The organism is Porphyromonas gingivalis ATCC 33277, from assembly GCF_000010505.1.
In the GTDB taxonomy this organism is placed as follows: Bacteria; Bacteroidota; Bacteroidia; order Bacteroidales; family Porphyromonadaceae; genus Porphyromonas; species Porphyromonas gingivalis.
Genome location: NC_010729.1, coordinates 1,263,346 through 1,288,922, shown reverse-complemented (window position 1 = coordinate 1,288,922; position 25,577 = coordinate 1,263,346). Strand labels below are relative to the sequence as shown.

Annotated in this window: 22 protein-coding genes and 3 pseudogenes; 20 read left to right on the top strand and 5 right to left on the bottom strand. The window is 48.0% G+C overall.

Annotation, left to right across the window (positions count from 1 at the left end):
• Positions 1-66 precede the first annotated feature (66 nt).
• The 8 genes from PGN_RS05555 (at position 67) to PGN_RS05520 (ending at position 8,909) form a co-directional block, all read left to right on the top strand.
• On the top strand, positions 67-945 hold the full coding sequence (locus PGN_RS05555; protein ID WP_005874312.1) for a nucleoside phosphorylase: 879 nt from the start codon (positions 67-69) through the stop codon (positions 943-945).
• Positions 946-1,067: 122 nt separating this feature from the next.
• Positions 1,068-2,804 carry a lysine--tRNA ligase gene (lysS, locus tag PGN_RS05550; RefSeq protein ID WP_012458069.1) on the top strand — a complete coding sequence of 579 codons (1,737 nt, stop codon included), beginning with the start codon at positions 1,068-1,070 and terminating at the stop codon, positions 2,802-2,804.
• 85 nt (positions 2,805-2,889) lie between these two features.
• Positions 2,890-3,894: an NAD(P)H-dependent glycerol-3-phosphate dehydrogenase gene (locus PGN_RS05545; RefSeq protein WP_012458068.1), complete on the top strand. Its 1,005-nt coding sequence runs from the start codon at positions 2,890-2,892 to the stop codon at positions 3,892-3,894.
• A gap of 32 nt (positions 3,895-3,926) precedes the next feature.
• Positions 3,927-5,264 carry a glucose-6-phosphate isomerase gene (locus tag PGN_RS05540; RefSeq protein ID WP_012458067.1) on the top strand — a complete coding sequence of 446 codons (1,338 nt, stop codon included), beginning with the start codon at positions 3,927-3,929 and terminating at the stop codon, positions 5,262-5,264.
• A 19-nt stretch (positions 5,265-5,283) separates the two neighbouring features.
• The gene (locus PGN_RS05535) at positions 5,284-5,886 is read left to right on the top strand and encodes a DUF4290 domain-containing protein (protein ID WP_005874327.1); all 603 of its coding nucleotides are present in this window, start codon (positions 5,284-5,286) and stop codon (positions 5,884-5,886) included.
• A 30-nt stretch (positions 5,887-5,916) separates the two neighbouring features.
• Entirely contained in the window at positions 5,917-7,221 is a 1,305-nt protein-coding gene (gene murA, locus PGN_RS05530; RefSeq protein ID WP_012458065.1) for a UDP-N-acetylglucosamine 1-carboxyvinyltransferase, read from the top strand.
• Between the two features lie 6 nt (positions 7,222-7,227).
• Positions 7,228-7,755 (top strand): ribosome maturation factor RimM, encoded by a 528-nt coding sequence (rimM, locus tag PGN_RS05525; RefSeq protein ID WP_012458064.1) that lies wholly within the window; start codon positions 7,228-7,230, stop codon positions 7,753-7,755.
• On the top strand, positions 7,752-8,909 hold the full coding sequence (locus PGN_RS05520) for a 1-deoxy-D-xylulose-5-phosphate reductoisomerase (RefSeq protein WP_005874315.1): 1,158 nt from the start codon (positions 7,752-7,754) through the stop codon (positions 8,907-8,909). The genes rimM and PGN_RS05520 overlap by 4 nt, the downstream gene beginning before the upstream one ends.
• Before the next feature lie 189 nt (positions 8,910-9,098).
• On the opposite strand, the pseudogene PGN_RS11920 reads toward PGN_RS05520, so the two are convergent.
• Positions 9,099-9,197: pseudogene (locus PGN_RS11920) on the bottom strand (hypothetical protein); the annotation flags it as partial.
• A 330-nt stretch (positions 9,198-9,527) separates the two neighbouring features.
• On the opposite strand from PGN_RS11920, the gene PGN_RS05515 reads away from it, so the two are divergent.
• The 11 genes and pseudogenes from PGN_RS05515 (at position 9,528) to PGN_RS05455 (ending at position 20,884) form a co-directional block, all read left to right on the top strand.
• A complete protein-coding gene (locus PGN_RS05515) occupies positions 9,528-10,982 on the top strand; it encodes a THUMP domain-containing class I SAM-dependent RNA methyltransferase (protein ID WP_012458063.1) in 1,455 nt (484 codons plus the stop codon).
• Between the two features lie 31 nt (positions 10,983-11,013).
• A complete protein-coding gene (locus tag PGN_RS05510) occupies positions 11,014-13,212 on the top strand; it encodes a S9 family peptidase (RefSeq protein WP_012458062.1) in 2,199 nt (732 codons plus the stop codon).
• Entirely contained in the window at positions 13,209-14,504 is a 1,296-nt protein-coding gene (gene purD, locus PGN_RS05505; protein ID WP_012458061.1) for a phosphoribosylamine--glycine ligase, read from the top strand. The genes PGN_RS05510 and purD overlap by 4 nt, the downstream gene beginning before the upstream one ends.
• Positions 14,505-14,569: 65 nt before the next feature.
• On the top strand, positions 14,570-15,478 hold the full coding sequence (locus tag PGN_RS05500; RefSeq protein ID WP_230846987.1) for a DUF6427 family protein: 909 nt from the start codon (positions 14,570-14,572) through the stop codon (positions 15,476-15,478).
• 310 nt (positions 15,479-15,788) lie between these two features.
• Positions 15,789-16,325, top strand: a pseudogene (locus PGN_RS05495) (GNAT family N-acetyltransferase); the annotation flags it as partial.
• Positions 16,326-17,470: 1,145 nt separating this feature from the next.
• A complete protein-coding gene (locus PGN_RS05480; protein ID WP_021663044.1) occupies positions 17,471-17,761 on the top strand; it encodes a hypothetical protein in 291 nt (96 codons plus the stop codon).
• A gap of 80 nt (positions 17,762-17,841) precedes the next feature.
• Positions 17,842-18,360, top strand: a complete 519-nt coding sequence (locus PGN_RS05475) for a lysophospholipid acyltransferase family protein (RefSeq protein ID WP_039417229.1) — start codon at positions 17,842-17,844, stop codon at positions 18,358-18,360.
• Complete coding sequence (locus PGN_RS05470) at positions 18,357-19,178, top strand: nitrilase family protein (RefSeq protein ID WP_012458057.1); 822 nt, start codon at positions 18,357-18,359, stop codon at positions 19,176-19,178. The genes PGN_RS05475 and PGN_RS05470 overlap by 4 nt, the downstream gene beginning before the upstream one ends.
• Positions 19,179-19,288: 110 nt before the next feature.
• The gene (pyrE, locus tag PGN_RS05465) at positions 19,289-19,921 is read left to right on the top strand and encodes an orotate phosphoribosyltransferase (protein ID WP_012458056.1); all 633 of its coding nucleotides are present in this window, start codon (positions 19,289-19,291) and stop codon (positions 19,919-19,921) included.
• A gap of 50 nt (positions 19,922-19,971) precedes the next feature.
• The gene (locus PGN_RS05460; RefSeq protein WP_005873427.1) at positions 19,972-20,385 is read left to right on the top strand and encodes a hypothetical protein; all 414 of its coding nucleotides are present in this window, start codon (positions 19,972-19,974) and stop codon (positions 20,383-20,385) included.
• A 10-nt stretch (positions 20,386-20,395) separates the two neighbouring features.
• Positions 20,396-20,884, top strand: coding sequence for a hypothetical protein (locus PGN_RS05455; protein ID WP_012458055.1), 489 nt, complete (start codon positions 20,396-20,398; stop codon positions 20,882-20,884).
• A gap of 387 nt (positions 20,885-21,271) precedes the next feature.
• Here PGN_RS05455 and PGN_RS05450 read toward each other — a convergent pair whose 3' ends face one another.
• The 4 genes from PGN_RS05450 to PGN_RS05435 form a co-directional block, all read right to left on the bottom strand.
• Positions 21,272-22,153, bottom strand: a complete 882-nt coding sequence (locus PGN_RS05450; RefSeq protein WP_012458054.1) for a diacylglycerol/lipid kinase family protein — start codon at positions 22,151-22,153, stop codon at positions 21,272-21,274.
• Between the two features lie 27 nt (positions 22,154-22,180).
• Positions 22,181-22,645, bottom strand: coding sequence for a preQ(1) synthase (gene queF / locus PGN_RS05445; RefSeq protein WP_005874066.1), 465 nt, complete (start codon positions 22,643-22,645; stop codon positions 22,181-22,183).
• Between the two features lie 136 nt (positions 22,646-22,781).
• Positions 22,782-24,053 carry a glycosyltransferase family 4 protein gene (locus PGN_RS05440; protein WP_012458053.1) on the bottom strand — a complete coding sequence of 424 codons (1,272 nt, stop codon included), beginning with the start codon at positions 24,051-24,053 and terminating at the stop codon, positions 22,782-22,784.
• Positions 24,050-25,171, bottom strand: a complete 1,122-nt coding sequence (locus tag PGN_RS05435) for a glycosyltransferase family 4 protein (protein WP_012458052.1) — start codon at positions 25,169-25,171, stop codon at positions 24,050-24,052. Before PGN_RS05435 ends, PGN_RS05440 begins: the two co-directional genes overlap by 4 nt.
• 204 nt (positions 25,172-25,375) lie before the next feature.
• Between PGN_RS05435 and PGN_RS11915 the strand changes: the two are divergent.
• Positions 25,376-25,564: pseudogene (locus PGN_RS11915) on the top strand (hypothetical protein); the annotation flags it as partial.
• Between the last annotated feature and the right edge of the window lie 13 nt (positions 25,565-25,577).

The window sequence follows — 25,577 nt, the reverse complement described above, 5'->3', positions numbered from 1 at the left end:
AGGCCGACCTTTTCGAGAGCCATCTTACGATTGATCTGTCTCACCTCTTAAAACATTAATGAACTTATGAAAACCAAAAGAACGATTCCCCCCTCCGAGCTGATCATCAATACGGACGGTTCGGTCTTTCATCTGCATATTCGTCCCGAACAATTGGCCGATAAGGTCATATTGGTAGGTGATCCTGCTCGTGTGGATGCAGTCGCCTCTCGTTTCGAGCGCATTGAATGCAATGTATCCAATAGGGAGTTTCATACCGTCACGGGGTGGTATGGCGACAAGCGCATCACGGTGCAGAGCCACGGCATCGGCTCTGATAATATAGATATAGTCTTGAACGAACTGGATGCTCTGGCCAATATAGACTTCGATACCCGCCAGGTGAAGGATCGGCTACGCAAACTCACACTCGTAAGGGTGGGGACTTCCGGCGGATTGCAGGACAATACGCCCATAGGATCTTATGTGGCTGCAGAGCGAAGCATCGGCTTCGATGGAGTCATGTATTTCTATAGCGATACGGAGAAGATACGGGATGCGGCCTTCGAAGCAGCACTTCAGGATCAACTGGAGTGGAAAATCGAAGGGCTGAAACCCTACGTGATACCGGCTGACAAGACGCTGTCGGATCGAATATGCCGGGAGGACATCCTGCGAGGTGTGACTATTGCAGCCAATGGCTTCTACGGACCGCAGGGGCGTCGCTTGCGCTTACCCCTCAAAGACGAGGATCTGAACAGGAAGATACAGGCTTTCGACTTCAATGGCAGCCGTATTACGAACTATGAAATGGAAAGCTCCTCTTTGGCCGGTCTGGCTGCCCTGATGGGGCACGAAGCCATCACGGTCTGTTGTATCATCGCAGGCAGGAAATCCGAAAAGATGAATACCTCCTATCAGGGAAGTATAGAGGGCCTTATCGATTTGGTTCTGGAACGTATCTGATAGAAATAAGTTACCTTTGTGAACCAAGGTTTTTCCCCCTCGGACGAATGGCTCCGATCGTGTCGGTTATGCAGCAGAGCAAGCAAGTTGCTGCAGGGGGAATATAAATTAGAAGTTTTTGCATGAACATACTCGAACTTTCGGAACAAGAAGTCGTACGCCGTAACAGCTTAGAGCAACTGCGTAATTTGGGGATCGATCCATATCCTGCAGCGGAATATACCGTCAATGCCTATTCCACCGAGATCAAAAGGAATTTCAATGGCGATGAGAATGCCGCCAAACGTCAAGTAAGCATTGCCGGACGTATTATGAGCCGCCGTATCATGGGGAAAGCTACATTCATGGAGCTGCAAGATGCTGAGGGGCGTATCCAGATCTATATTACTCGGGACGATATTTGTCCGGGTGAGGATAAGGAGTTCTACAATACGGTGGTCAAGAAGTGTACGGATATAGGTGATTTCATCGGAGTGAAAGGGTACGTATTCCGCACTCAGATGGGAGAAATATCGGTGCATGTGCAGGAGATGACTTTCTTGTCGAAAGCTATCCGCCCCCTTCCTGTGGTAAAAGAAAAAGATGGGGAGGTCTTCGATGGCTTCACGGATTCGGAGCAGCGTTATCGTCAGCGATACGTGGATCTGGTCGTCAATAGTCATGTCAAAGACATTTTCCTCAAGCGTACGATGGTATTCAATTCGATGCGCAGTTTCTTCAATGAGCGCGGATACATCGAAGTGGATACACCTGTACTCCAATCGATCCCGGGAGGTGCAGCTGCGCGTCCTTTTATCACGCATCATAACGCTCTGGACATTCCGCTCTATCTGAGAATCGCTAACGAATTGTATCTGAAGCGTCTGATCGTGGGCGGTTTCGATGGTGTGTATGAATTCAGCCGCAATTTCCGAAATGAGGGGATGGACCGCACGCATAATCCTGAGTTCACGGCCATGGAGATCTATGTGGCCTATAAGGATTACAATTGGATGATGAACTTTACGGAGCAGATGCTCGAACGCATCTGTATGGATGTGCTGGGTACTACTCAGGTGAAGGTGGGCGAGAAATTGATCGACTTCAAGGCCCCCTACAGGCGAGTGACCATGATCGAAGCCATCCATGAGCATACGGGTATCGACATCAGCGGAATGAACGAGGCCGAGCTGCGTCAGGTATGCGACAAGCTGGGCGTAGAGCACAATGAAACGATGGGCAAAGGCAAGCTCATCGATGAGATCTTCGGCGAGAAGTGCGAGAAGAACTATATCCAGCCTACTTTCATCACAGACTATCCGAAAGAAATGTCGCCTCTGACGAAAGAACACCGCACCAATCCGGAGCTGACAGAGCGATTCGAGCTGATGGTCAATGGCAAGGAGTTGGCCAACGCCTACTCGGAGCTGAACGACCCGATTGACCAGAGAGAACGTTTCGAAGAACAACTCAAGCTGTCCGAGAAAGGCGATGACGAAGCCATGTACATCGACAACGACTTCATCCGTGCCCTTGAATACGGTATGCCGCCGACCAGCGGTATGGGTATCGGTATGGACCGTTTGGTCATGCTATTGACAGGGCAGGAGAGTATTCAGGAGGTGCTCCTCTTCCCACAGATGAAGCCCGAGAAGGTGGCTCCACGAGATACGAAAGAGAAGTTCGCCGTTTGTGGCATTCCCGAAGAGTGGGTACCTGTACTGCATAAGGCCGGCTATCTTACCGTACAGTCGATGCGAGAGGATAAACCGGGCAAGGTGATGCAGCAGCTGATGGACATCAATAAGAAATATAAGTTGGGGCTTGCCGGTTTGAATCTGGAAACCGTTTCGGCTTGGCAGGAAGCCCCATATGAGTAACGATTGTACAAGGATAGCGGTGCGAATAGGAAGGCTCTTGCTCTTCCGTGCGGCTATTCTTTTTTATCCGGATAATTAAAGTATCATGGGGGGAATCGGGAGAATAGGAATATTGGGTAGTGGCAGTTGGGCTACGGCTCTGGCCAAAATCATATTGACCTCTCAACCATCCATCAATTGGTTTATGCGCCGCGAAGAGCAGGCGCAGGGCATTAAGCATACGGGGCGCAATCCGAACTATCTGCGCGATGCCGTATTCGATCCTCGGAAAATCTCATTTTTCACCGATTCGGATCTGAACAGTTTTTTCAGAGCCAGCGATGTGGTGGTTCTTGTCACTCCTTCGCCTTTCATCAAATCCTATCTGAAACGCGTTCGCTCGTCCAGCATGCGCGACAAGCTGATTATCAATGCTATCAAGGGGATCGTGCCGGATGAGAATGTCTTGGTATCGGAATATCTGCACGATTTCTGCGATGTCCCCAACGAACTGATAGGTGTAGTCTCCGGCCCTTGCCATGCAGAGGAGGTGGCCAGAGAGCGCAGATCATATCTGACGGTGGGCTGCTTCGATATCAATAAGGCAAAAGCCATGGCAAACGTACTACGCAACGATTATGTGAGCTGTACGACCAGTCAGGACGTAGTAGGCATCGAATATGCCTCGGTGCTGAAGAATGTCTATGCCATTGCTGCCGGAATATGCAACGGTCTGCAGTATGGCGACAACTTTCAGTCTGTCTTGATGTCGAATGCCATTGCTGAAATGAATAGTTTCGTCAATACCGTCCACCTCTTGGAAAGAGAGATCACGGATTCGGTATATTTGGGCGACCTCCTTGTGACAGCTTATTCGAACTACAGCCGCAATCGTACTTTCGGCAATATGATAGGAAAGGGATACAGTGTCAAATCCGCTCAAATGGAGATGGAGATGATAGCAGAGGGCTACTATGGAGCCAAGTGTGTAAGGGAGGTAAACAAACGCTATCAGGTCAATATGCCGATCATGAATACGGTGTACGAGGTACTGTACGAGAAGCGAGATGCGGCCGAAGCCATTACTGCTTTGACGGCACATTTCAAATAATTTCGTTGCACATTAAAATACCGAATACGCTAATGGAAAGAATCCGATTGGATCTGTCTAAAACAGGTTCTTCTGTGGCTTCTTATGGAGAGATAGCGGAGAAGTTCAATGCCTTGCTGGATAACGGTACCGGTCGAGGGAGCGATTTTCTCGGTTGGGTCCATTTGCCATCTTCCATCACGGAAGAGGAATTGAACGCGGTAGAAGCTGCAGCTACTATCCTCAGAGAACGTTGCGACTATGTAATAAACGTAGGTATCGGGGGCAGTTACCTCGGAGCAAGGGCTGTGATCGAAGCATTGCAAAACAGTTTCGAGGCATATCGCTCGGACAGGGAGAACCCTGTGATACTATATGCCGGCAATAATATCGGTGAGGATTATCTTTCCGAACTGCTACAGTTCCTGCGTGATAAGAGATTTGGTATCATTTATATTTCCAAAAGCGGAACGACTACCGAACCGGCTATTGCCTTTCGTCTATTGAAAGGATTGCTGGAATCGCAGGTCGGACGTGAAGATGCTCGGGAGAGGATTGTGGCCGTTACCGATTCGGCCAAAGGTGCTTTAAGACGTATGGCTGATGAAGAGGGCTATCGTTCTTTCGTCATACCGGACAATGTGGGAGGACGTTTTTCCGTCCTCACTCCTGTGGGGTTGCTCCCTGTGGCAGTAGCCGGCTTCGATATTCGTCAGTTGGTACGAGGTGCAGCCGATATGCAAGCCATGACGGCTTCAGACATTCCTTTTTCGGACAATCCGGCTTTACGATACGCGGCAGCTCGCAATGCTTTGTATGCCGAAGGAAAGAAGATAGAGATACTGGCCAATTTCCATCCCAAAATGCACTATATCGGAGAGTGGTGGAAGCAGCTTTTCGGTGAGAGCGAGGGCAAAGAGGAGAAGGGGATCTTCACGGCAACTGTGGATCTGACTACCGACCTCCATTCCATGGGACAATGGATGCAGGAGGGCGAGCGTACGATATTCGAGACAGTGATTTCCGTGGAAAATCAAGATACATGCTTGACGATTCCTTCCGACTCGGCGGATTTGGACGGGCTAAACTTTCTGGCCGGAAAGCGTGTAGACGAAGTAAATAAGATGGCTGAATTGGGTACCCGGCTGGCTCATGTAGATGGGGGAGTACCTAATATACGCATCATTTTGCCGCAATTGGATGCTTATTATATAGGGCAGTTGTTCTATTTCTTTGAGAAAGCGGTAGGCGTCAGTGGCTATATGCTGGGTGTGAATCCTTTCGATCAACCGGGGGTCGAAGGTTATAAGAACAATATGTTTGCTTTGCTGAACAAGCCCGGCTATGAAACAGAATCAGCAGCAATGGCAGGCCGACTGAAAGAGTGTTAGAAATTACAAACATCAGAGGATGAATTATAATAGTAAAATGGAACCTTTGGCTATTCCGGAATATGGCAGGAATATCCAAAACATGGTAAATTATTGCATGACAATCGGTGATCGTGACGAACGGAATCGCTGTGCACAAACGATCATTACAATCATGGGAAACATGTTTCCCGAACGGCGGGAAAACAGTGAGACCAAGCATATTCTTTGGGATCATCTGGCTATTATGTCCGGATTCAAGTTGGATATCGATTATCCGATGGAGATCATCAGTCCGGAGCTGCTCGAACGGAAGCCTAAAGCTGTAAGCTACTCGGCCAACGACATCGTATATCGGCACTACGGCCATCTCATACAGGAAATGATCCTCAAGGCTTGTGCCATGGAGCAGGGAGAAGAGCGTTATGCGCTGGAGCTGCTCATCGCCAACCAGATGAAGCGTTCGTATCTGACATGGAACAAAGATACGGTGGATGACTACAAGATATTCAAGGATTTGTACGAACTGTCCGAAGGGCGCATAGAGCTGACGGAGGAGAGTTGTCATCTGACGATACCGAATGCTTCGGATCGGAAGGACAATAACAACACCAAACGGAACAAGGTATTCCGGCGGAAATAATCATACAGACATATAAAACACATTATCTCTATGGCATCTTACGTAATAGAAGGGGGCAACAGTCTCAAGGGTGAGATTCTTGTCCAGGGTGCAAAAAACGAAGCTTTGCAGATCATCTCTGCTACGCTATTGACCGATCAGGAGGTTGTGGTGCGTAACATCCCCGATATATTGGATGTGAACAACCTGATCGACCTGCTTCGGAACATGGGGGTTAAGGTAAAAAGACCCACACGTGATACTTGTGTTTTCCAAGCTGATAATGTGAATCTCGACTATATCAAAAGCGAGCAGTTTCTCGAAAAGAGTCGCGCCTTGCGCGGTTCGGTCTTGCTTGTTGGGCCACTGATCAGTCGCTTCGGTTACGCCATTTTCCCGAAACCAGGGGGAGATAAGATCGGCCGCCGCAGGTTAGATACTCATCTTGTAGGTATTCAGGCATTAGGTGCCACGTGCGACTACCATTCCGATATGCAAGCCTATGAATTGACTGCAAGCCGGCTTTCCGGCACTTATATGCTGCTGGACGAAGCTTCTGTGACGGGTACTGCCAATATCCTAATGGCAGCTGTCCTTGCTGATGGTATTACCACTATTTATAATGCTGCCTGTGAGCCATATCTGCAGCAACTTTGCAAGATGCTGCTTAGTATGGGGGCGCATATAGAGGGTGTCGGCTCTAATCTGCTTCGTATCGAAGGAGTACAGAGCTTACATGGCTGTGAGCATAAGATGTTGCCCGATATGATCGAAGTGGGTAGCTTCATCGGAATGGCTGCGATGACCGCTTCCGAGCTTTTGATCAAGGATGTCAGCGTGCCTGATCTGGGTATCATCCCTGCATCTTTCCGCCGTTTGGGAATTGCTGTGGAGCAGCAAGGCGACAATCTGTTTATTCCTAAGCAGGAACATTATGAGATAGAAACGTTTATGGATGGATCCATCATGACTATTGCAGATGCTCCTTGGCCGGGTCTTACTCCGGACTTGCTCAGCGTCTTTCTCGTGGTGGCAACTCAGGCGAAAGGCAGTGTGCTGATTCACCAGAAGATGTTTGAAAGCCGTCTCTTCTTTGTCGATAAGCTAATCGATATGGGAGCACAGATTATCCTTTGCGACCCCCATCGTGCTACGATCATCGGTTTGGACAAACGTGTTCCCTTGCGAGCTGCAACTATGGTTTCACCCGATATTCGTGCCGGTATAGCCCTCCTTATTGCAGCTATGAGTGCAGAAGGAACAAGTATCATCCACAACGTAGAACAGATCGATAGGGGTTACCAATCCATAGATACTCGCCTCAATGCTATCGGCGCACGTATTTCTCGCCTTTGATGCTTTATGATCGATTTGGATTCATTGGAGCATATCGGTGTGCTGGGTAAGCCGCATGGCGTTCAGGGAGAGTGCAACGCTCGTCTGACAGCCGATTTGAGTACGCTCTTTGAGGAAGAAGAGCGGTTGTTTCTCTTTTTCGAGCTGGATGCATTGCCGGTTCCGTTCCGTCTTATTGGCTACCGTGAGAAAACCGATGATATTACTTTGCTCCGCTTTGCCGGTATTGAAAGCAAGGAGGAGATGGAGCGGTACACCGGTGTGTCTCTCTTTATGGAACGACGATACTTCGATACTGATTCTATCGAATTCACCTGGGAGCATTTCATCGGCTTTACGGTATTCGACCGAGAAGGTCGTTTCGTGGGGACAATCGATGATGTGGACGAGAGTACGCTCAATGTCCTTTTGTCTATAACTACGCCCGAAGGAAAAGAACTCCTTTTACCCGTAGCTGAGGATTTGCTGGAAGAGATAGATGTGCCAAATCGGAAACTAACGATGATTATTCCCGACGGCCTACTGCAATTATGAAGAAAAACATAGCCATCCTTGGCTCGACCGGATCCATCGGTACACAGACACTCGATATTATCCATCTGAATCCGGATCTTTTCGATGTCTACCTCCTTACGGCAAACAATAATGTAGACCTTTTGATCCGACAGGCACGCGAATATCGGCCGGAAATAGTCGTAATAGCCAACGACCAAAAATACCATCTTATACAAGAGGCTTTGGCCGATTTGCCTATCAAGGTATGGTGTGGAGCCGAGGCTATTGCCGATGCGGTAACGGCTCCGGATATCGATATGGTCGTGACGGCCATGGTAGGCTATTCGGGGTTGTTGCCTACGATCAAAGCCATCGAAGCCCGAAAGATGATAGCACTTGCAAACAAAGAAACTCTCGTTGTGGCAGGCGAACTCATCATGCGATTGGCGCAAGACAATCAGGTACCTATCCTTCCGGTCGATTCGGAGCATTCGGCTATTTTTCAGGCTCTTTTAGGAGAGAGACAGCGGCCGGAGAAGATCCTGCTGACGGCTTCGGGAGGCCCTTTTCTGCATCTGACAGCAGAGGAATTACAGCATGCCACCCGTGAACAGGCTCTCCGCCATCCTAATTGGAATATGGGGGCAAAGGTGACTATCGATTCTGCTTCGCTCATGAACAAGGGGTTTGAGATGATTGAAGCCAAATGGTTGTTTGAGATGCAACCCGATGAGATCGAAATACTCGTGCACCCACAAAGCATAATACACTCCATGGTGCAGTTCCGCGATGGTTCGGTCAAGGCTCAACTTGGTATTCCCGATATGCGTTTGCCTATCAGTTATGCCCTTGGCATTACCCACCGCATCCCGAACGATTATCCTCGGGTGGATTTCACGGCTACCCCCCTGACCTTCGAACGCCCTGATCTCGAACGATTCCCCAATCTCTCTTACGCTTTTGATGCGATTCGTTTGGGTGGCAATGCACCTTGTGCACTCAACGCTGCCAATGAGATTGCCGTGACTGCTTTCTTGCGCGATGAAATTTCTTTTACGGATATGAGCCGTCTGTTGTATGAAGTGATGGAAAAGCACGAATTGTTCCGAGAAGTATCTTTGCCCACTTTCATCGAGACGGACAGCAACACACGCCGAGTGGCCGAATCCCTTCTGCCCAAATTTCGTCGGTAAGCATCGAGACCTTTGCACAATAAGCAGGCACTTTTGTTCATTCATTTTATTGTGTGTCAGGTGACCATTTGGTACACGCCGGATTTCCACTGGTGGAAATTTACTCCCCTTTAATGAGTGCCTCTTTGAGACATCAAACGACATGACCGGCAACAGCACTTGTGCACCTCCAATCATCGCCTTGCTCCCCGTGTATGCACCTTGTGTGCCACGCTGTGCCGTCTGATTCACATTGCGTCCATACGAGCCGATACCACCTCCGGCTCCAATAATCCATCCGGCCACCATCGGCACACAGTAGCAACCAATAATACCAATGAGGAGAAATTTGCTCGAATGAAGCCGCAAAACCAATTTAATGCGTCGGCCCCGGGGGCAGCCTGTCAGGGCGATCGCGTTTGAAAATTTTTAGTCTCTTTCCTCTATGATTTGAATCTCTGATATATGAATTCGTACTTGTTTTGATAACCGAGCGTAGCATCATGAGCTTTAGATGTACGTTAGTGGCTGAAATGCGATTGCCCTGATAGCTGGAATCTGCACACTTCCGTACAGGTCTCAAAAAGCCATAAACTGCGGCCGTATTTCATTATCTTTGTTCCATAATCATGGACTATTATGAATAACGATCTCCAATTTGCTATGGTAGCTAAGACCCTTTATGGGTTGGAGGATGTCTTGGCTACCGAACTAACAGCCTTGGAAGCTGAGGAGGTAACCGTCGGTCGGCGTATGGTCAGTTTTCGAGGAGATAAGAGGATGCTCTATCTTGCTAATCTCCGGTTGCGTACAGCACTGCGCATATTGAAACCTGTAATAACTTTCCATGCGAAGACGACAGATGAAATTTATGAAAGGCTCAGACTTTTCGATTGGACGACCGTTATCTCATCGGATCAAACTTTCTCCATTGATTCCGTCGTTTATTCCGATTCGTTCAAGAACAGTCAGTATATAAGTTATCGTACCAAAGATGCTTTGGTGGATTTCTTCCGTGATCGTGAGGGCAAACGTCCCTCTGTCCGGCTCTCCAATCCCGATATTCTACTGAACATACATGTGTCGCACGAGGAAGTAACCCTGTCGCTCGATAGTTCGGGCGAGAGTCTGCACAAGCGAGGCTATCGTGTGGCCGAAACGACTGCTCCTCTAAATGAGGTGTTGGCTGCCGGTATCTTGCTCAAAGCCGGTTGGGACGGTAATACGGATTTGATCGATCCTATGTGTGGATCCGGAACGTTCCTGATCGAAGCTGCCCTGATTGCATGCAATATTGCTCCCGGTATCTATAGGCGAGGCTTTGCTTTCCAGCGGTGGGCGGATTTCGATCCCGATCTATATGATGAGTTGTTCCATGATGACAGCGCGGAACGGGTATTCGATCATATCATCTACGGTTCCGATATTTTGCCACAGGCCGTGGCTGCGGCCAGAAGTAACGTGGAGCGAGCCGGTCTTGGCAGGTATATCTCTCTGAGTGTCCTTCCCATGCAGCAGCGTCCGAAGCCTGAATCCAAGGCCATGCTGGTGATGAATCCTCCCTATGGAGAACGTATCAAAGTGGAGGACATGCAGCAGTTGTATACCATGATCGGAGAGCGACTCAAGCATAATTATGCAGGTTGCTCTGCATGGATTCTGGCTTTCAAGCCGGAGCATTTCAATCATATCGGCCTTCGTCAGTCCCATCGAGAAAAGTTGATGAATGGAGCTTTGGAATGTGAGTTGCGAGGTTATGAACTCTTTGAGGGACGACGCGATTCATTTGCCGAAAGAAAAAGTCGTCGAGCCGAAGGAGAACAAGGCGTAGGACGGAGAATCGACCGTCGTGACGTTTCTGCCGGAAGGGAAAAACGCTCCAACTCCATGGATCGAGAAAATAAACCTCCTTATCGTTCTCCTCGTCCTGATAAGCCTTTCAGAACTTCCGATAACAGGAAAAAAGAGCATAATGATGAGCAGCAACGAGAGACTCGCTGGCCGAACGATAGGTTCCGATCTTCGGATGAATCTGAAAGAGGGCCTCGCAAATCCTCTTCAAAGCGGATTCAGGTGATCCGCAACGATGAATAATAAAGAATAGAAAATCAAATACAATAGATAAATGAAGAAGACAATCTTCCAACAACTATTTCTGTCTGTTTGTGCCCTTACAGTGGCCTTGCCTTGTTCGGCTCAGTCTCCTGAAACGAGTGGTAAGGAGTTTACTCTTGAGCAACTGATGCCCGGAGGAAAAGAGTTTTATAACTTTTACCCCGAATACGTGGTCGGTTTGCAATGGATGGGAGACAATTATGTCTTTATCGAGGGTGATGATTTAGTTTTTAATAAGGCGAATGGCAAATCGGCTCAGACGACCAGATTTTCTGCTGCCGATCTCAATGCACTCATGCCGGAGGGATGCAAATTTCAGACGACTGATGCTTTCCCTTCATTCCGCACACTCGATGCCGGACGGGGACAGGTCGTTCTATTTACCCAAAGAGGATTAGTCGGATTCGATATGCTTGCTCGAAAGGTGACTTATCTTTTCGATACCAATGAGGAGACGGCTTCTTTGGATTTTTCTCCTGTGGGAGACCGTGTTGCCTATGTCAGAAACCATAACCTTTACATTGCTCGTGGAGGTAAATTGGGAGAAGGTATGTCACGAGCTATCGCTGTGACTATCGATGGAGCTGAGACTCTCGTATATGGTCAGGCCGTACACCAGCGTGAATTCGGTATCGAAAAAGGTACATTCTGGTCTCCAAAAGGGAGCTGTCTTGCTTTCTATCGAATGGATCAGAGTATGGTGAAGCCTACCCCGATAGTGGATTATCATCCGCTCGAAGCCGAGTCCAAACCGCTTTATTACCCTATGGCAGGTACTCCGTCACACCACGTTACGGTTGGAATTTATCATCTGGCCACAGGTAAGACCGTCTATCTACAAACGGGTGAACCCAAGGAAAAATTTCTGACGAATCTGAGTTGGAGTCCGGACGAAAATATCTTGTATGTAGCTGAGGTCAATCGTGCTCAAAACGAATGTAAGGTAAATGCCTATGACGCTGAGACCGGTAGATTCGTCCGTACGCTTTTTGTTGAAACCGATAAACATTATGTAGAGCCGTTACATCCCCTGACATTCCTTCCGGGAAGTAACAATCAGTTCATCTGGCAGAGCCGTCGCGACGGATGGAACCATCTCTATCTGTATGATACTACAGGTCGTCTGATCCGTCAGGTGACAAAAGGGGAGTGGGAGGTTACAAACTTTGCAGGCTTCGATCCCAAGGGAACACGGCTCTATTTCGAAAGTACCGAAGCCAGCCCTCTCGAACGCCATTTTTACTGTATTGATATCAAAGGAGGAAAGACAAAAGATCTGACTCCGGAGTCGGGAATGCACCGCACTCAGCTATCTCCTGATGGTTCTGCCATAATCGACATTTTTCAGTCACCTACTGTCCCGCGTAAGGTTACAGTGACAAATATCGGCAAAGGGTCTTACACACTCTTGGAGGCTAAGAACCCCGATACGGGCTATGCCATGCCGGAGATCAGAACGGGTACCATCATGGCAGCCGATGGGCAGACACCTCTTTATTACAAGCTCACGATGCCGCTTCATTTCGATCCGGCAAAGAAATATCCTGTTATAGTCTATGTTTACGGAGGACCTCATGCCCAACTCGTAACCAAGACATGGCGCAGCTCTGTCGGTGGATGGGATATCTATATGGCACAGAAAGGCTATGCCGTCTTTACGGTGGATAGTCGCGGATCTGCCAATAGAGGGGCTGCTTTCGAGCAGGTTATTCATCGTCGTTTGGGGCAGACCGAGATGGCCGATCAGATGTGTGGTGTGGATTTCCTCAAGAGCCAATCATGGGTGGATGCCGATAGAATAGGAGTACATGGCTGGAGCTATGGTGGCTTTATGACTACGAATCTGATGCTTACGCACGGCGATGTCTTCAAAGTCGGAGTAGCCGGCGGGCCTGTCATAGACTGGAATCGATATGAGATTATGTACGGTGAGCGTTATTTCGATGCGCCACAGGAAAATCCTGAAGGATACGATGCTGCCAACCTGCTCAAACGAGCCGGTGATCTGAAAGGACGACTTATGCTGATTCATGGAGCGATCGATCCGGTCGTGGTATGGCAGCATTCACTCCTTTTCCTTGATGCTTGCGTGAAGGCACGTACCTATCCTGACTATTACGTCTATCCGAGCCACGAACATAATGTGATGGGGCCGGACAGAGTACATTTGTATGAAACAATAACCCGTTATTTCACAGATCACTTATGAATATCCTTTTATTAGGCTCCGGCGGGCGCGAACATGCCTTGGCTTGGAAAATAGCCCAAAGCCCGCTAACGAACAAGCTCTTCGTTGCTCCCGGAAACGGAGGGACGGAGGATGTAGCGATCAACATACCCGAAGTGGATGTGAACGACTTTGCTGCCGTTGCCGAAGTGGTACAGCGCGAGTCTATCGACCTGCTGGTAGTGGGGCCTGAAGAACCCCTTGTACGTGGCATAGTGGACTATTTCCGAAATCACGACACACTGCACGATCTCCTCATTGTGGGACCTGATGCCAAGGGTGCACGGTTGGAAGGAAGCAAGGATTTCAGCAAGTCTTTTATGAAACGACACGGGATTCCTACTGCCGCTTATCAGACATTCACGGCTGACCAAACAGATGCAGGCAAGGCATTCATAGATACGATGCAGGCTCCTTATGTACTGAAAGCCGATGGTTTGGCCGCCGGCAAGGGGGTGATTATTGCTCCGACTGCAGAAGAAGCCAAACGGGAGTTGGCTGAGATGCTCGGTGGCAAATTCGGTGCTGCAAGCCGTCATGTGGTGATCGAAGAGTTTCTCGATGGCATAGAATGCTCCGTATTTGTTGCTACCGATGGCAAAGACTATCGCATACTTCCAGTCGCCAAAGATTATAAGCGAATCGGAGATGGAGATACCGGGCTCAATACCGGCGGAATGGGGAGCGTTTCGCCAGTACCTTTCGCCGATGAAGCATTCATGCGGAAGGTGGAAGAGCGGATTATCCGGCCTACGATATCGGGACTGATAGCCGAAGGAATCGATTATCGCGGATTCATCTTCGTGGGACTGATGAATGTAGGAGGAGATCCTTATGTGGTAGAATATAATTGCCGTATGGGAGATCCGGAAACGGAAGTCGTCATGCTGCGAATCGGATCCGACTTTGTCGAGTTGATCCGCCGGATGGCAGCCGGTTGTATCGGTGATTATCAGATGCAAGAAGACCGACGTTGTGCCGCTTCCGTGATGCTTGTGTCGAGAGGATACCCGGGTAGCTATGAGAAAGGAATGGAGATGGATATTCCCATTCCTCCGGCTGATACGATTCTGTTCCATGCCGGTACGGTAGCAAGGGATGGCAAGGTATATACCGATGGTGGTCGTGTAATGGCTGTCAGCAGCTATGGATCTACACCTGAGGCCGCCTTGCAACGTTGTTATATCCATGCTCAGCAGGTACTGTTCGATGGCAAGAATTATCGTCACGACATCGGTCGGGACATGCTCCATTGGCCGAAAGTTGAACGTTAGCTGTGGCAAAATCCGATAGAACGTTTTTAATACCGGTTACGATATTGATCGCCCTCGTGTGTAGGATGCTGTCCTACGCATGGGGGCTTTCTGCTGATATTTCTCTTCAAGAGGGTAGTCTTCCCCTCTTCGGCACGATCCCTTTCTTATGGCAAACCGTTATCTCGTTTGCCATTGGCCTGGTTGCATCTTTTATTGCGGTTCGCTTCAGTGCTTTCTATCTTCTGCTTCATGAAGGTGGATTCCGGCCATTTGCTTTCTTGATGATTCTTTTGCTGAACACCCATCAGGTTTTCTTCCCCATGCAGCCATACTCGCTGTCGATACTGCTGCTGATAGTACTCTTTTTCTGCCTTTTTGGCACTTATGGCCGTAATAATATCCCGCCCAAGATGCTTAACGTAGGCTTTTGTGTCGGGCTTTCAGCTGTGTTGTGGTCTCCTTCGCTGCTTCTTGCACCGTTTGTGCTCATACAGTTTTATCTGATGAAGAGTTTGTCTTTCAAAAACTTGATTGCATTTTTCTTCGGACTGTTGCTTCCTCTGTGGTGCTGTCTTCCTTTATTGGTATTGGCCGGACAGGAGCAGTTTGTTATCGACAATATGACCCTTTTGACTCGGTGGGGATTTTCTTATCGGATTTCACAAATGACTGCGTGGGAGGGGCTGTATCCGGCTCTACTGTCAGTGCTGTATCTTATCTCCTTTGTCCACTTGCAACTGACCTATACGAGTGAAAAAGTGATTGCACGCATTTACTTCTTCAGCCTTTTGTGTGCCGGTTGTTATATGCTGCTACTCTCTGCCGTGATGCCTGCTGCTTCCGAAGGATTCGTATATCTGGCTACCTTCCCTGTGTCGGTACATGCAGCTCGTTTCTTGAATTCTCTGAATCGTCGTGCTGCCAATATCTTGATTCCTTTTACGTTTTTGGTTTTCTTGTCCTCTTTTTTGCTGTCTTCTTTTTTGCTTTAGTCCTCCCGATACCCCTCTCTCTGTACTTCGAAGCGATGGAGGGGCATTCTATCGGTTTTCGAACACTCCCGAATATTTTTAACCCGGATTTGTCGTTAGGCCTTACTTTTCTAATGGCAGTCATTAGAGATTTTCTTTGTAATCTACTTAATAACTGCTACTTAGTCGTCTCTTAAAAGGACTCTTAAGGGACGACTATATATTATCCCATTTCTTATCTTCGTGCTATCAAACTTTCTCACATCTTGTTAGATATTTAGTGGTAAAGAAGATACAGCACAGATAGCAAAATGAAAATTTAAACGTAAAAATGGAATTACAAACAGAACGTTTGATTTTGAGGCCGTGGCGAGAGGGCGACGCCGAAGCACTTTACAAGTATGCGCAAAACCCTAATGTTGGCCCGATAGCTGGTTGGCCACCACATACGAGCATTGAGAATAGTCGTGAGATCATTGTGACCGTCCTTAGTGCGCCAGAAAATTATGCTGTTGTATTGAAAGGGACTGCTGAAGCCATTGGTAGCATTGGAATAATGACCTCAAGAAGCGAAATTCACTCTGCAAAAATGGCAGATAACGAGTGTGAAATAGGATTCTGGATTGGCGAACCATTTTGGGGACAGGGCTTAATTCCTGAAGCTGTAAACGAAGTGCTTCGGTATGCTTTTGAAAATTTACGGCAGACAGCGGTTTGGTGCGGTTATTTTGACGGCAATGAAAAATCGAAGAGGGTACAAGAAAAATGCGGGTTTACTTACACTCACACAGAACACAACAAACCGATTCCATTGATGAACGATTTTCGTACAGAACATTTTACGAAAATCACATTAGACGATTGGAGATTACTTGATCATCTTCGCGCAGCAAGCTATCCAAACCTCACTATCTGTACAAAAAGCCAACTTTGCGACAAAAATGTATCTAAGCAGCGGATTCAATGTGGTCAAAGAGAATCAAGTAGATTACGTAATGGTAAAGAGACTTAAAGAGTAACGAAAACAGATATTTGAATCATGTGCGTACGATGAGTATTGGCTTTAGGAACTTAGACACTTTTGTAGGACACTGCCAGCTATAAGGAATAATATCACTGGTCGTTTGTATTTGATTTCAGCGATCATATTTGCTGCATGCAATTACTATGGTAACTGCTTGATGATAGTACATTTCCGGGTCAAAAATGCGAGCCAAAAAAGTTTTCAACAATGAAGAGGAGTTTGGAATGATTCTAAATAAGCAGTTGAAAGAGGATGAGGAGCAAGGCGAAAAAGAAGAGGAAACGGAGTTCGGAGGATCGAAATTCGCTTATTAAGAGGTCGGAGAACGATTTGTATATAAAACGATTTCAATAAATATATAGATCGTTTTCAATTTGTATATAAATCGTTTTTCATTTATATATAGATTGAAAATGATTTCTATATAAATCGCAGGCTGAAAAAGGCCTTTTCTGGAGCTGAAATAAAAGAGGCACCCGTCGAGTTGCATAGCGAACTCGGCGGGTGCCTTGTCTTTTGGAATGAGTATGGGAACCTTATTTCGGACTATTCATCATGGGAGAAAATGCTCTTTTGTCCGAAACCGGATTGGCATACGGTAGATAAGACAAAGATAATAGGAGAGTGAGGGGTAAGGAGCATAAATGGATGAATATACGCGTTCATTATTAAACCGTTTTTAATTCGGATGATAAGTGTTAGGATAGAGATATTTAGCTTCGTTGAAGTCGTTTGTATTTTTGCAAATGTAGCCAATTCCTGCGACTTCCAAGAGGCCTGATGAACTATGTGTGTCATTTGTGTCTGTCCTGCCGATTGCTCATAAGAAGGGCAGGGGATGACCGTTGCTCGACATGGAAATAAGAGAGCTTTGCTGTATGCTACATAAGGTGTTCTATTTGGTACGATGTACGGGGATAGGCTTTGATTTTTTCCGTAAGTTTGTATTGATATTGTTTCTTGCATACACATTCAAAACTATTGACAGCATGGCAAGCGAAAGAAAACTGAAAAAGCAGATAACCGGAGCCATTTCCGAAGTCTTTACTGATGCATTCCTGCTCAAACTCTTTGTGAAAGAGGAAAAAAACGCAGAGGTGGAAACTATCCTCAATCGTATTCTCCAACTTCAAGATACCACCATTGCCAAGATTCGTTGCAACGACGGTAAGCACAATCCTGCACTCGTAAAGAAATATTATCGCCGGCTCGTGGATGATTTCAAGGAAGAGCTGTCCGAGATCGTGAAGAGTATTTCGGCGTGTGCGTCTGATAATTGATTTGTCACTTACGTGCATTAAGCAGAAATAGCGTAACATATAGAGGTGTTTTGAAGTTTTTCTCACGATTGTTGCTCAGGATGATGGGCTGGAAAGCCCTCGTCCCATCTGCAAATCCGCTCCAAAGCGTCATTTGCGTGGCTCCTCATACCAGCAATTACGACTTTTTGCTGGGCAAACTCTACTATTGGTCTATCGGTCGGAAAGCCGGCTTCCTGATGAAAAAGGAATGGTTTTTTTTCCCTTTGGGGCCGATCTTCAGGGCTATGGGAGGTATCCCGATCGATCGCTCGAAGCGAGGTTCCACTGTCGAACAAGTACGCGAATTTTTTCAGCGGCATGCTGTTTTCAATGTTGCTATCACCCCGGAGGGTACAAGGGACTATTCTCCACAGTGGAAAACGGGATTCTATCGCATCGCCGTAGGAGCCGGGGTGCCTATTCAGCTCGCTGTGATCGATTATAGCCATAAAGAAATGAGCGTATTCGAACTATTTGCCCCTACGGGCAATGAAGAAGCGGATATTGCCTACATCAGAAGTCGGTACAGGGCATCACAGGCACGGCACCCCCGAAACTTTGCAGAATCAGAAATATGATCAAACACGAGAGCTCTCAGCCATTGAGAGTTGCTGTAGCTCAATGCCGGATAGACTGGGAGGATAAGCACGCCAATCTACGCCGAATGGAGCGTTTGGCCGAAGAAACAGCCGGTAAGGCGGATGTCCTCTTCTTTCCCGAAATGATGACTACGGGCTTTTCGATGAACGTACAAGCTCTGGCGGAGCCTTTCGAAGAGGGCGAAACTATCATGAGCCTGAAGAGAGTGGCTGCTCGTCATGGTTTGGCTCTGTCGGCTACGATGGCCGTACGGGAGAACGGGAAATTCTATAATCGTGCCTATTTCGTGACACCGGAAGGAGAGGTCTTCCATCAGGACAAGAGGCACCTCTTCCGTGTAGGGGGAGAGCATGAGGTGATGACTCCGGCGCAAGAACGCCGGATCTTCAGCTATCGCGGTTGGAAGATCTTCATCATTCCCTGCTATGATCTGCGTTTTCCCGTCTGGTGTACCAATACGGATCTGGAATACGATCTGCTCGTCTGCATGGCCAACTGGCCTGAGCCGCGTCGCGCCGTCTGGCAAACGCTGCTCCAAGCTCGTGCCATGGAGAACTATGCCTATGTGTGCGGCATCAATCGGGTGGGGGAGGACGGTATCGGTCTGCGCTATACGGGCGATTCGGCTATCCTTTCGCCTCGGGGCGAGTATCTTGCCACTTGTGCCGAAGGAGAGGAAAAGGTGCTGTACCATACGCTCGATAAGGGGGCGATGCAGCGTTTTCGCGACAAGTTCCCTGCGTGGATGGATATGGACTCTTTCGTCATCAACTATGATACCGATCTGCATCCATAGTGAGAGTAGGCATCTTACGGTTAGGATAAGGAAATGGAAACAGGCTTCGTGCTTTTTTTCTATAATTTTGTACCATGTCGTACTAAGACGATAATTACAGAAAACAAACAATGAAAACACTTGGAAAACTCATCGCCTCGAAGCTCATCGAGGTGAAAGCCATCAAACTGCAGCCGAACAACCCCTTCACATGGGCTTCGGGTTGGAAAGCTCCTATCTATTGCGACAACAGAAAAACGTTGTCTTATCCCCAAATCCGCTCTCTTATCAAATTGGAATTGGCTCGCGTGATTTCCGAAACTTTCGGTGATGTCGAGGCTATTGCAGGCGTAGCTACAGGGGCTATAGCTCAAGGGGCATTGGTGGCTGATCTGCTCGGATTGCCTTTTGTGTATGTACGCTCGTCTCCCAAGGATCACGGATTGGAGAACCTTGTGGAGGGCGAACTCAAGCCGAACAGCAAGGTGGTAGTCATCGAGGACTTGATCTCTACGGGGGGTAGCAGCCTCAAGGCAGCAGAAGCCATACGCAATTTCGGTTGCGAAGTATTGGGTATGGTCGCAGTCTATACGCATGGATTCCCGATGGCCGAGCAGAATTTCGAGAAAGCAGGAGTCAAGCTTGTGACGCTTACCGACTACGATCAGGTGATAGAAGAAGCCTTGCGGACGGGCTATATTTCTGCCGAGAATGTGGAGCTGCTTCGCGAATGGCGCAAGAGTCCCGAGACGTGGGGTATCTGATTTCTCCTCGGACTACGCACTTCGTACACAAACTATATAGACCCTAAAGTATGACAGAATACACAAGTGAAATAAAAAGTATAGCAGCACCTCTCTCGGCTGTCTATTCCAAACTGTCGGACCTCTCCAATCTCAAGGGGATGGAGGATAAACTGCCCGAGGGAAAGATTAAGCTGACGGGGATAGACAGTGATAGCTGTACGCTATCAGTGAATCCGGTGGGGCAAATTACTTTGCGAATAGTAGAGCGTCGTCAGGACGACCTGATCAAATTCGAGGCAGAACGCTCTCCCATGCCTTTCAACGTGTGGATCCAGCTCAAAGAGGCTGCACCCGATGATACCAGACTGAAGATTACCCTGCGTGCCGAGCTGAATATGTTTGTGAAGCCTATGCTGGACAAGCCTCTGCACGAAGGTGTGGATCGGCTGGCGCAGCTTTTGGCATCGTTGGACTATGCATGAGCCGGTTGTTATGAGCAGAAACGTCGTTCCGAAAATGCTCTCTCTGATATTTATCGGAGGGAGCATCTTTGCTTCGTGCCGGAAACAGATTGCCGTGCAGAGCATACCGAATATGCCTGTGAACTATACCATCTATGACAATAGTGCACAGGCGATCAAATTGGCCAAGGAGGGGATGATCTCCATTACGAACGTGGAAGTAGAGAATACGGCTATAGGCTATGGGGGGCTCTTGGTGGTATCGAGGACGATTACACCTTCGGCCGAGGACCTTGCCTACGATCTCAGCTGTCCCTACGAAGTGAAACAGGATGTGAGGGTTCGACCCTCTACGGACAATCCCTTCACCGTTCGCTGTCCGGTCTGCGGCAGCGTATTCAACGTAGCGGAGAATGACGGTGCTCCTATCGCCGGCCCTGCCGCCTCATCCGATTCGCCTCGCAGAATGCGGCAGTATCGAGTGATCCGCCAGCCCGATGGTATTCGTATTATCAACTGAAGACTGTTTCATTTTCTAAATCTACGCCAGTTCGATCTAAGCGAACATACCATAAAAATAACAAGTAGCTGTAAATCATACTCTTTTGTGATTCTCCGGCTGCATAATGATCGGGAAGAAGTGGCGGCTTCTAAGTCATTGGGCTTCAGATGTAGATAAAAAGCCATCTGAAAGCAATATAAGTACCTGAAAAACACTGTGTGGAAAATAAAACACACTAATAACCAATGTGTTGTGCCATTCCTTTATATCGAACTCACGTTAAATCTACATCACAGTTCCAATAAAAATCTGATGTTCGAACAGAAAAGGGAAAGTGCTAAAAATCCCGTAACCGAAAACTCCGGTTACGGGATTTTATTTGGTTTTTAGAAAGAGGTGGGACTTTCAAGTGTAGGTTTCAGTAGCAAATACCTTGAGTGACCGGCCGTAGGTTCGGATCTCAATGCGCTTACCGAACATGACAGGATCGCCATCGAGGTGCATTACGCCCTCTGTCTCACGCTCAATGATCAGGTTTTCGGCCTTATAGGTGTCCAGATTGGAGTTGCTGTTGATACGCTTGGTAAAGAGTTGTAAGGCCAATTGTGGAGCTTCCAATGGATTGAAAGGACGGATAATAACTACATCCATTTTACCATCCTCCAAATCCGCTAATGGAGCGATATAGGCGTTATTGCCATACTGGGGCGCATTGGCACAAGTGACGAGGAAAGCTTTCTCCACAAAGGATTTGCCGTCTATCGTCAGTTTGTATTCTTTCGGTTCGTTTTGGAGGTAACTCTCGATCATGGTTCGCGCATAAGTGATAGGGCCTCGACTACCCGCTTGGGCGAATTTCTTGCTAACCTCGGCATCGAATCCCAATCCGCAGGTGCAAAAGAAAGGGCGACTATCCGCTTCACAGCAGTCGATGGTGCGAACATGTCCGGCTCTGATCACTTCGAGAGCTTTCCCGACGGTGAGTGGCAGCTTGAGGGCACGTGCCAACCCGTTGCCTGATCCTTTCGGGACGATACCCAGCACTACATCGGTGTAGCGAAGGCTTTGGGCTATCTCGTTCACCGTTCCATCGCCTCCTACTGCAATGACGCAGTCGTAATGCTTCTCCACTGCTTGTGCTGCCAATTCACGTGCATGGCCAGCACGTTGCGAATAGGTGATAAAGAGTTCGTGAGGATCATGGGCGAATACATCGGCTATAAGGCTCGGTATGTTGCTTTTCGATCCGATGCCCGATATGGGATTGATAATGGCTAGAATCTTCATAGCTATGCAAGAGTTAATCTTGTCTGCCTAATGGTGTGTTTCCATTCTCTTTTCTGCCAGAAGCTCGTATCGGCTTCCCGGCTTTCCGTAGTTGCAGAAAGGTACGATGCTGATACCGCCGCGAGGTGTGAAGTCGCCCCACACCTCGATATAGCGAGGTTGCATCAGGGCGATGAGATCCTTCATGATGATATTGACACAGTCCTCATGAAAAGCACCATGATTGCGGAAACTGAACAAGTAGAGTTTGAGGCTCTTGCTCTCTACCATCTTAACGTCCGGAATATAGTTGATGTAGATAGTGGCAAAGTCCGGTTGCCCTGTGATAGGGCATAGGCTTGTAAACTCGGGACAGTTGAACCTTACCCAATAGTCATTCTCCTGATGTTTGTTGGTGAATGCCTCCAAGACTTCGGGGGCATAGTCGTTGCGGTATTCTGTTTTGGAACCAAGGAGCGACAGTTCCTTTTCTCCTTCTCTTATGCCGGTCATACGAGCTCGTTCTTATAATGATTATGATACAAAGGTATTGTTTTGGTGCCAAAAAGATGGCTACATATTTTTCTGCTGAAAAGTTGCCGAAAAGACTCTGCGTTTTGGATGTTTTCCTATTCCTTCTTCGTACAAGTCAGAGCAGTTCGCGGTAGAGCTGCAGCATACGAGAGGATACTACTTCACGCGAGTAGTGACTGAGAACAAAGGAGCGACAAGCTGAAGCAACAGCTTCGGGGGAGGTTTCTTGTAGAGCAATGGTCTTGGTTATCCCTTCTGCCAAATCGGACGGATCACGAAAAGCGGCTAAATATCCGGTACTACCCGATACGATCATCTCCGGTATACCCCCGACACGGAAAGCCACACAGGGCGTACCGACAGAGAGAGCCTCCATAATAGTATTAGGGAGGTTCTCCTCTAAAGAGGGAATTACAAAGAGATCGGCAGCACGGTACAGTTCGGCCATTCGGCTTGGTTCACGGATATAACCGATCGAAATAAGCTTATAATTGGGAAAAAGACTTCTCACCTCATCGCGGAGAGAGCCGAATACGACAAGAGCGATTCGTTTGCTTAAGTCCGGCTGTCTCTCTCGAAGTCTTTTCATTGCTTGCGACAGTTCGTATATGCCCTTGCGAGGATCATCCGCCTGTACAGCTCCGAAGAGAAGCAATATTCTGTCTGTCGGCAAATCCATTATTCGGCGAGCTTCCGAACGTGAACCCGGGGCAAAGAGATTCGTGTCGATGGGATTCGGTATCGATTCGATTCGCAGTCCATCCGTCAGTGCGCTTTGCCGTGCCAAATCGGCCAACCAATGGCTACAACCGATAAGCGTAGGCCGGAGTAGGGATATTACTCGGGATTTTCTATTCCATACAAGACGAGCCAAATCCTTCTCCTTTTGGGGGGAAATTTGCGGACAAGCACCGCATTCGGTTCGGTATCGCATGCACTCTCGGGCATGGTGGCAAATCGCTGTCACAGGCCACATATCGTGCATCGTCCATACTACGGATTTACCGCATTGGGCCAGACGCTCCAGCCCTCTCAGTGAGAGGAATCCCTGATTGATCCAGTGCAGATGGATGATATCTGCCCAGCGCACCCACGGGTGACGGCTGACATCATAGCCGATAAGAGCCGTACTGACATGAAAGAGCCGGCTTCTATTCCGACCATTGCACATGTAAATATGAAGCCGTTCAGCTAAAAAACGGTATTTATCGGCTGTTTTGCCGCATCGTCCGCTATGTAAAGCCATTATGTCGGGGTTTGTCGTATTGCGGTTCAATACCAACATCCTGACTTCGGCTCCGGCCTCTTGTAAGGTTTCCATCAAGCGCATAGCAGCTACAGCTGCTCCGCCTCTTGCATCGGATGTATTCAGCAGGAGAATTTTCATCGGCTAAGCAGGGATAGCACAGGGGCTATGGCTCGTTCGAAAGTAAATGGCATGAGAGAAGGTCGAAGGCTGTCGCCGCAGAAAGGTGCGATGCTTCCAAGCAGATCATTACACGCTTGAGAGAGAGCATTCGGCAGCATGGGGGAGAAAGTACGTCCGTTGCTTTCTGTAACCAGGCAAGATGCCCCGGCAATATCGCTGCAAACCACAGGAACGCCTGCTATGAGAGCTTCGTTTACGACCGAACCGAAACATTCGCGCATGCTCGGTAATACGAGGCAATCGGCCTGCGTATAGTAGGCATAAAGCTCTGCTCCTTCCTTTTTCCCTGCAAATATGATTCGTTCCGGATGGCCTGCAACTTGCGCTTGATTCATTAGGGCTGACTGCATCGGGCCGTCGCCGACGATAACGAGATGAACATCATCGGGTAGAGTGGAAAGGTTATCGATCAGTGCCGGCAGGTTTTTTTCCTCTGACAAGCGTCCTACATACAGCATCATCCGAGCACCAGCAGGAATGAGAGCATGTCGCAGGTCCCGGCCTATACCGAAGACCTGTTCATAGAGGGGGCGCAGCACCTTTTCATCCTGTACGATGGGGAGGTAAACGAATCGCTCCCTATCCAGCGTAGCGAAGCGAGAGGTATAGAGATCGCAGGCACGGCTATCACATAGAATAACGCCTTCCACATAAGAGAGCATCCGATGTTTGAGACCACGACCGTAGTGTAGCTCTGCCTCTGCCATTTGTTCATTGTCATCGCATAAGACATACAGCTTGGTTTTCAGACTGAACAGGCGACAGGCAGCAGCGAGGGTCAGTGTCAGCAGATTGAATTCGCTACAGAGAACGACATCGGGACGAAGACTGCGAACCAATGAGGCGGCATAGGGACGAAAGTTTTTCAATCCTGGGATTTTTGGGGCGGGAGGAAGTACACTGCTTTGAAAGTGAACACGCTTGGCCAGTTCGCCTGCATCGAATCGCTGTTCTATAGGTGATGCAAATTCGAAGTAGATATGTGTATCGAAAGCTGCCGACAGAGTATTGAGCAGTTCGATACGGTAAGGAGCAAGGGCGCGGTGAATGACAAGCAGTCTTTTGGGCGGATTCATTACCTTTTTCTCTTATAACTACCCAACAAAGGTAATTCATTTGTCGAACGACATTTCTGTCGGATCAGGTTTGAGGCATTTGCACATTCAAAACAGCGTTCAATATATTTTATAGTCGTTGTATGAACCGTTAGTCATGTATTCAGTCTATCGGAAAGTCTCTTCATAGTCCCGGACCCACAACGCAAGATAGTGTTGGGCGTTTATCGCAGGATAGAATGCTATCTCGACAATGATGATGCGGGACGAAGAACATTGGAAAGGCTGAGGGCATATTTCGGAGAAAAGGTCATTGACCGTTCCTCTCTGGAGACCTTTGCACGGCAATTAGTGTGTATTTTGTTTGTTAATTCATTGTATAATAGGAAGTTATTTTGTATATTTGAGTATTAAAAACAGCATAATA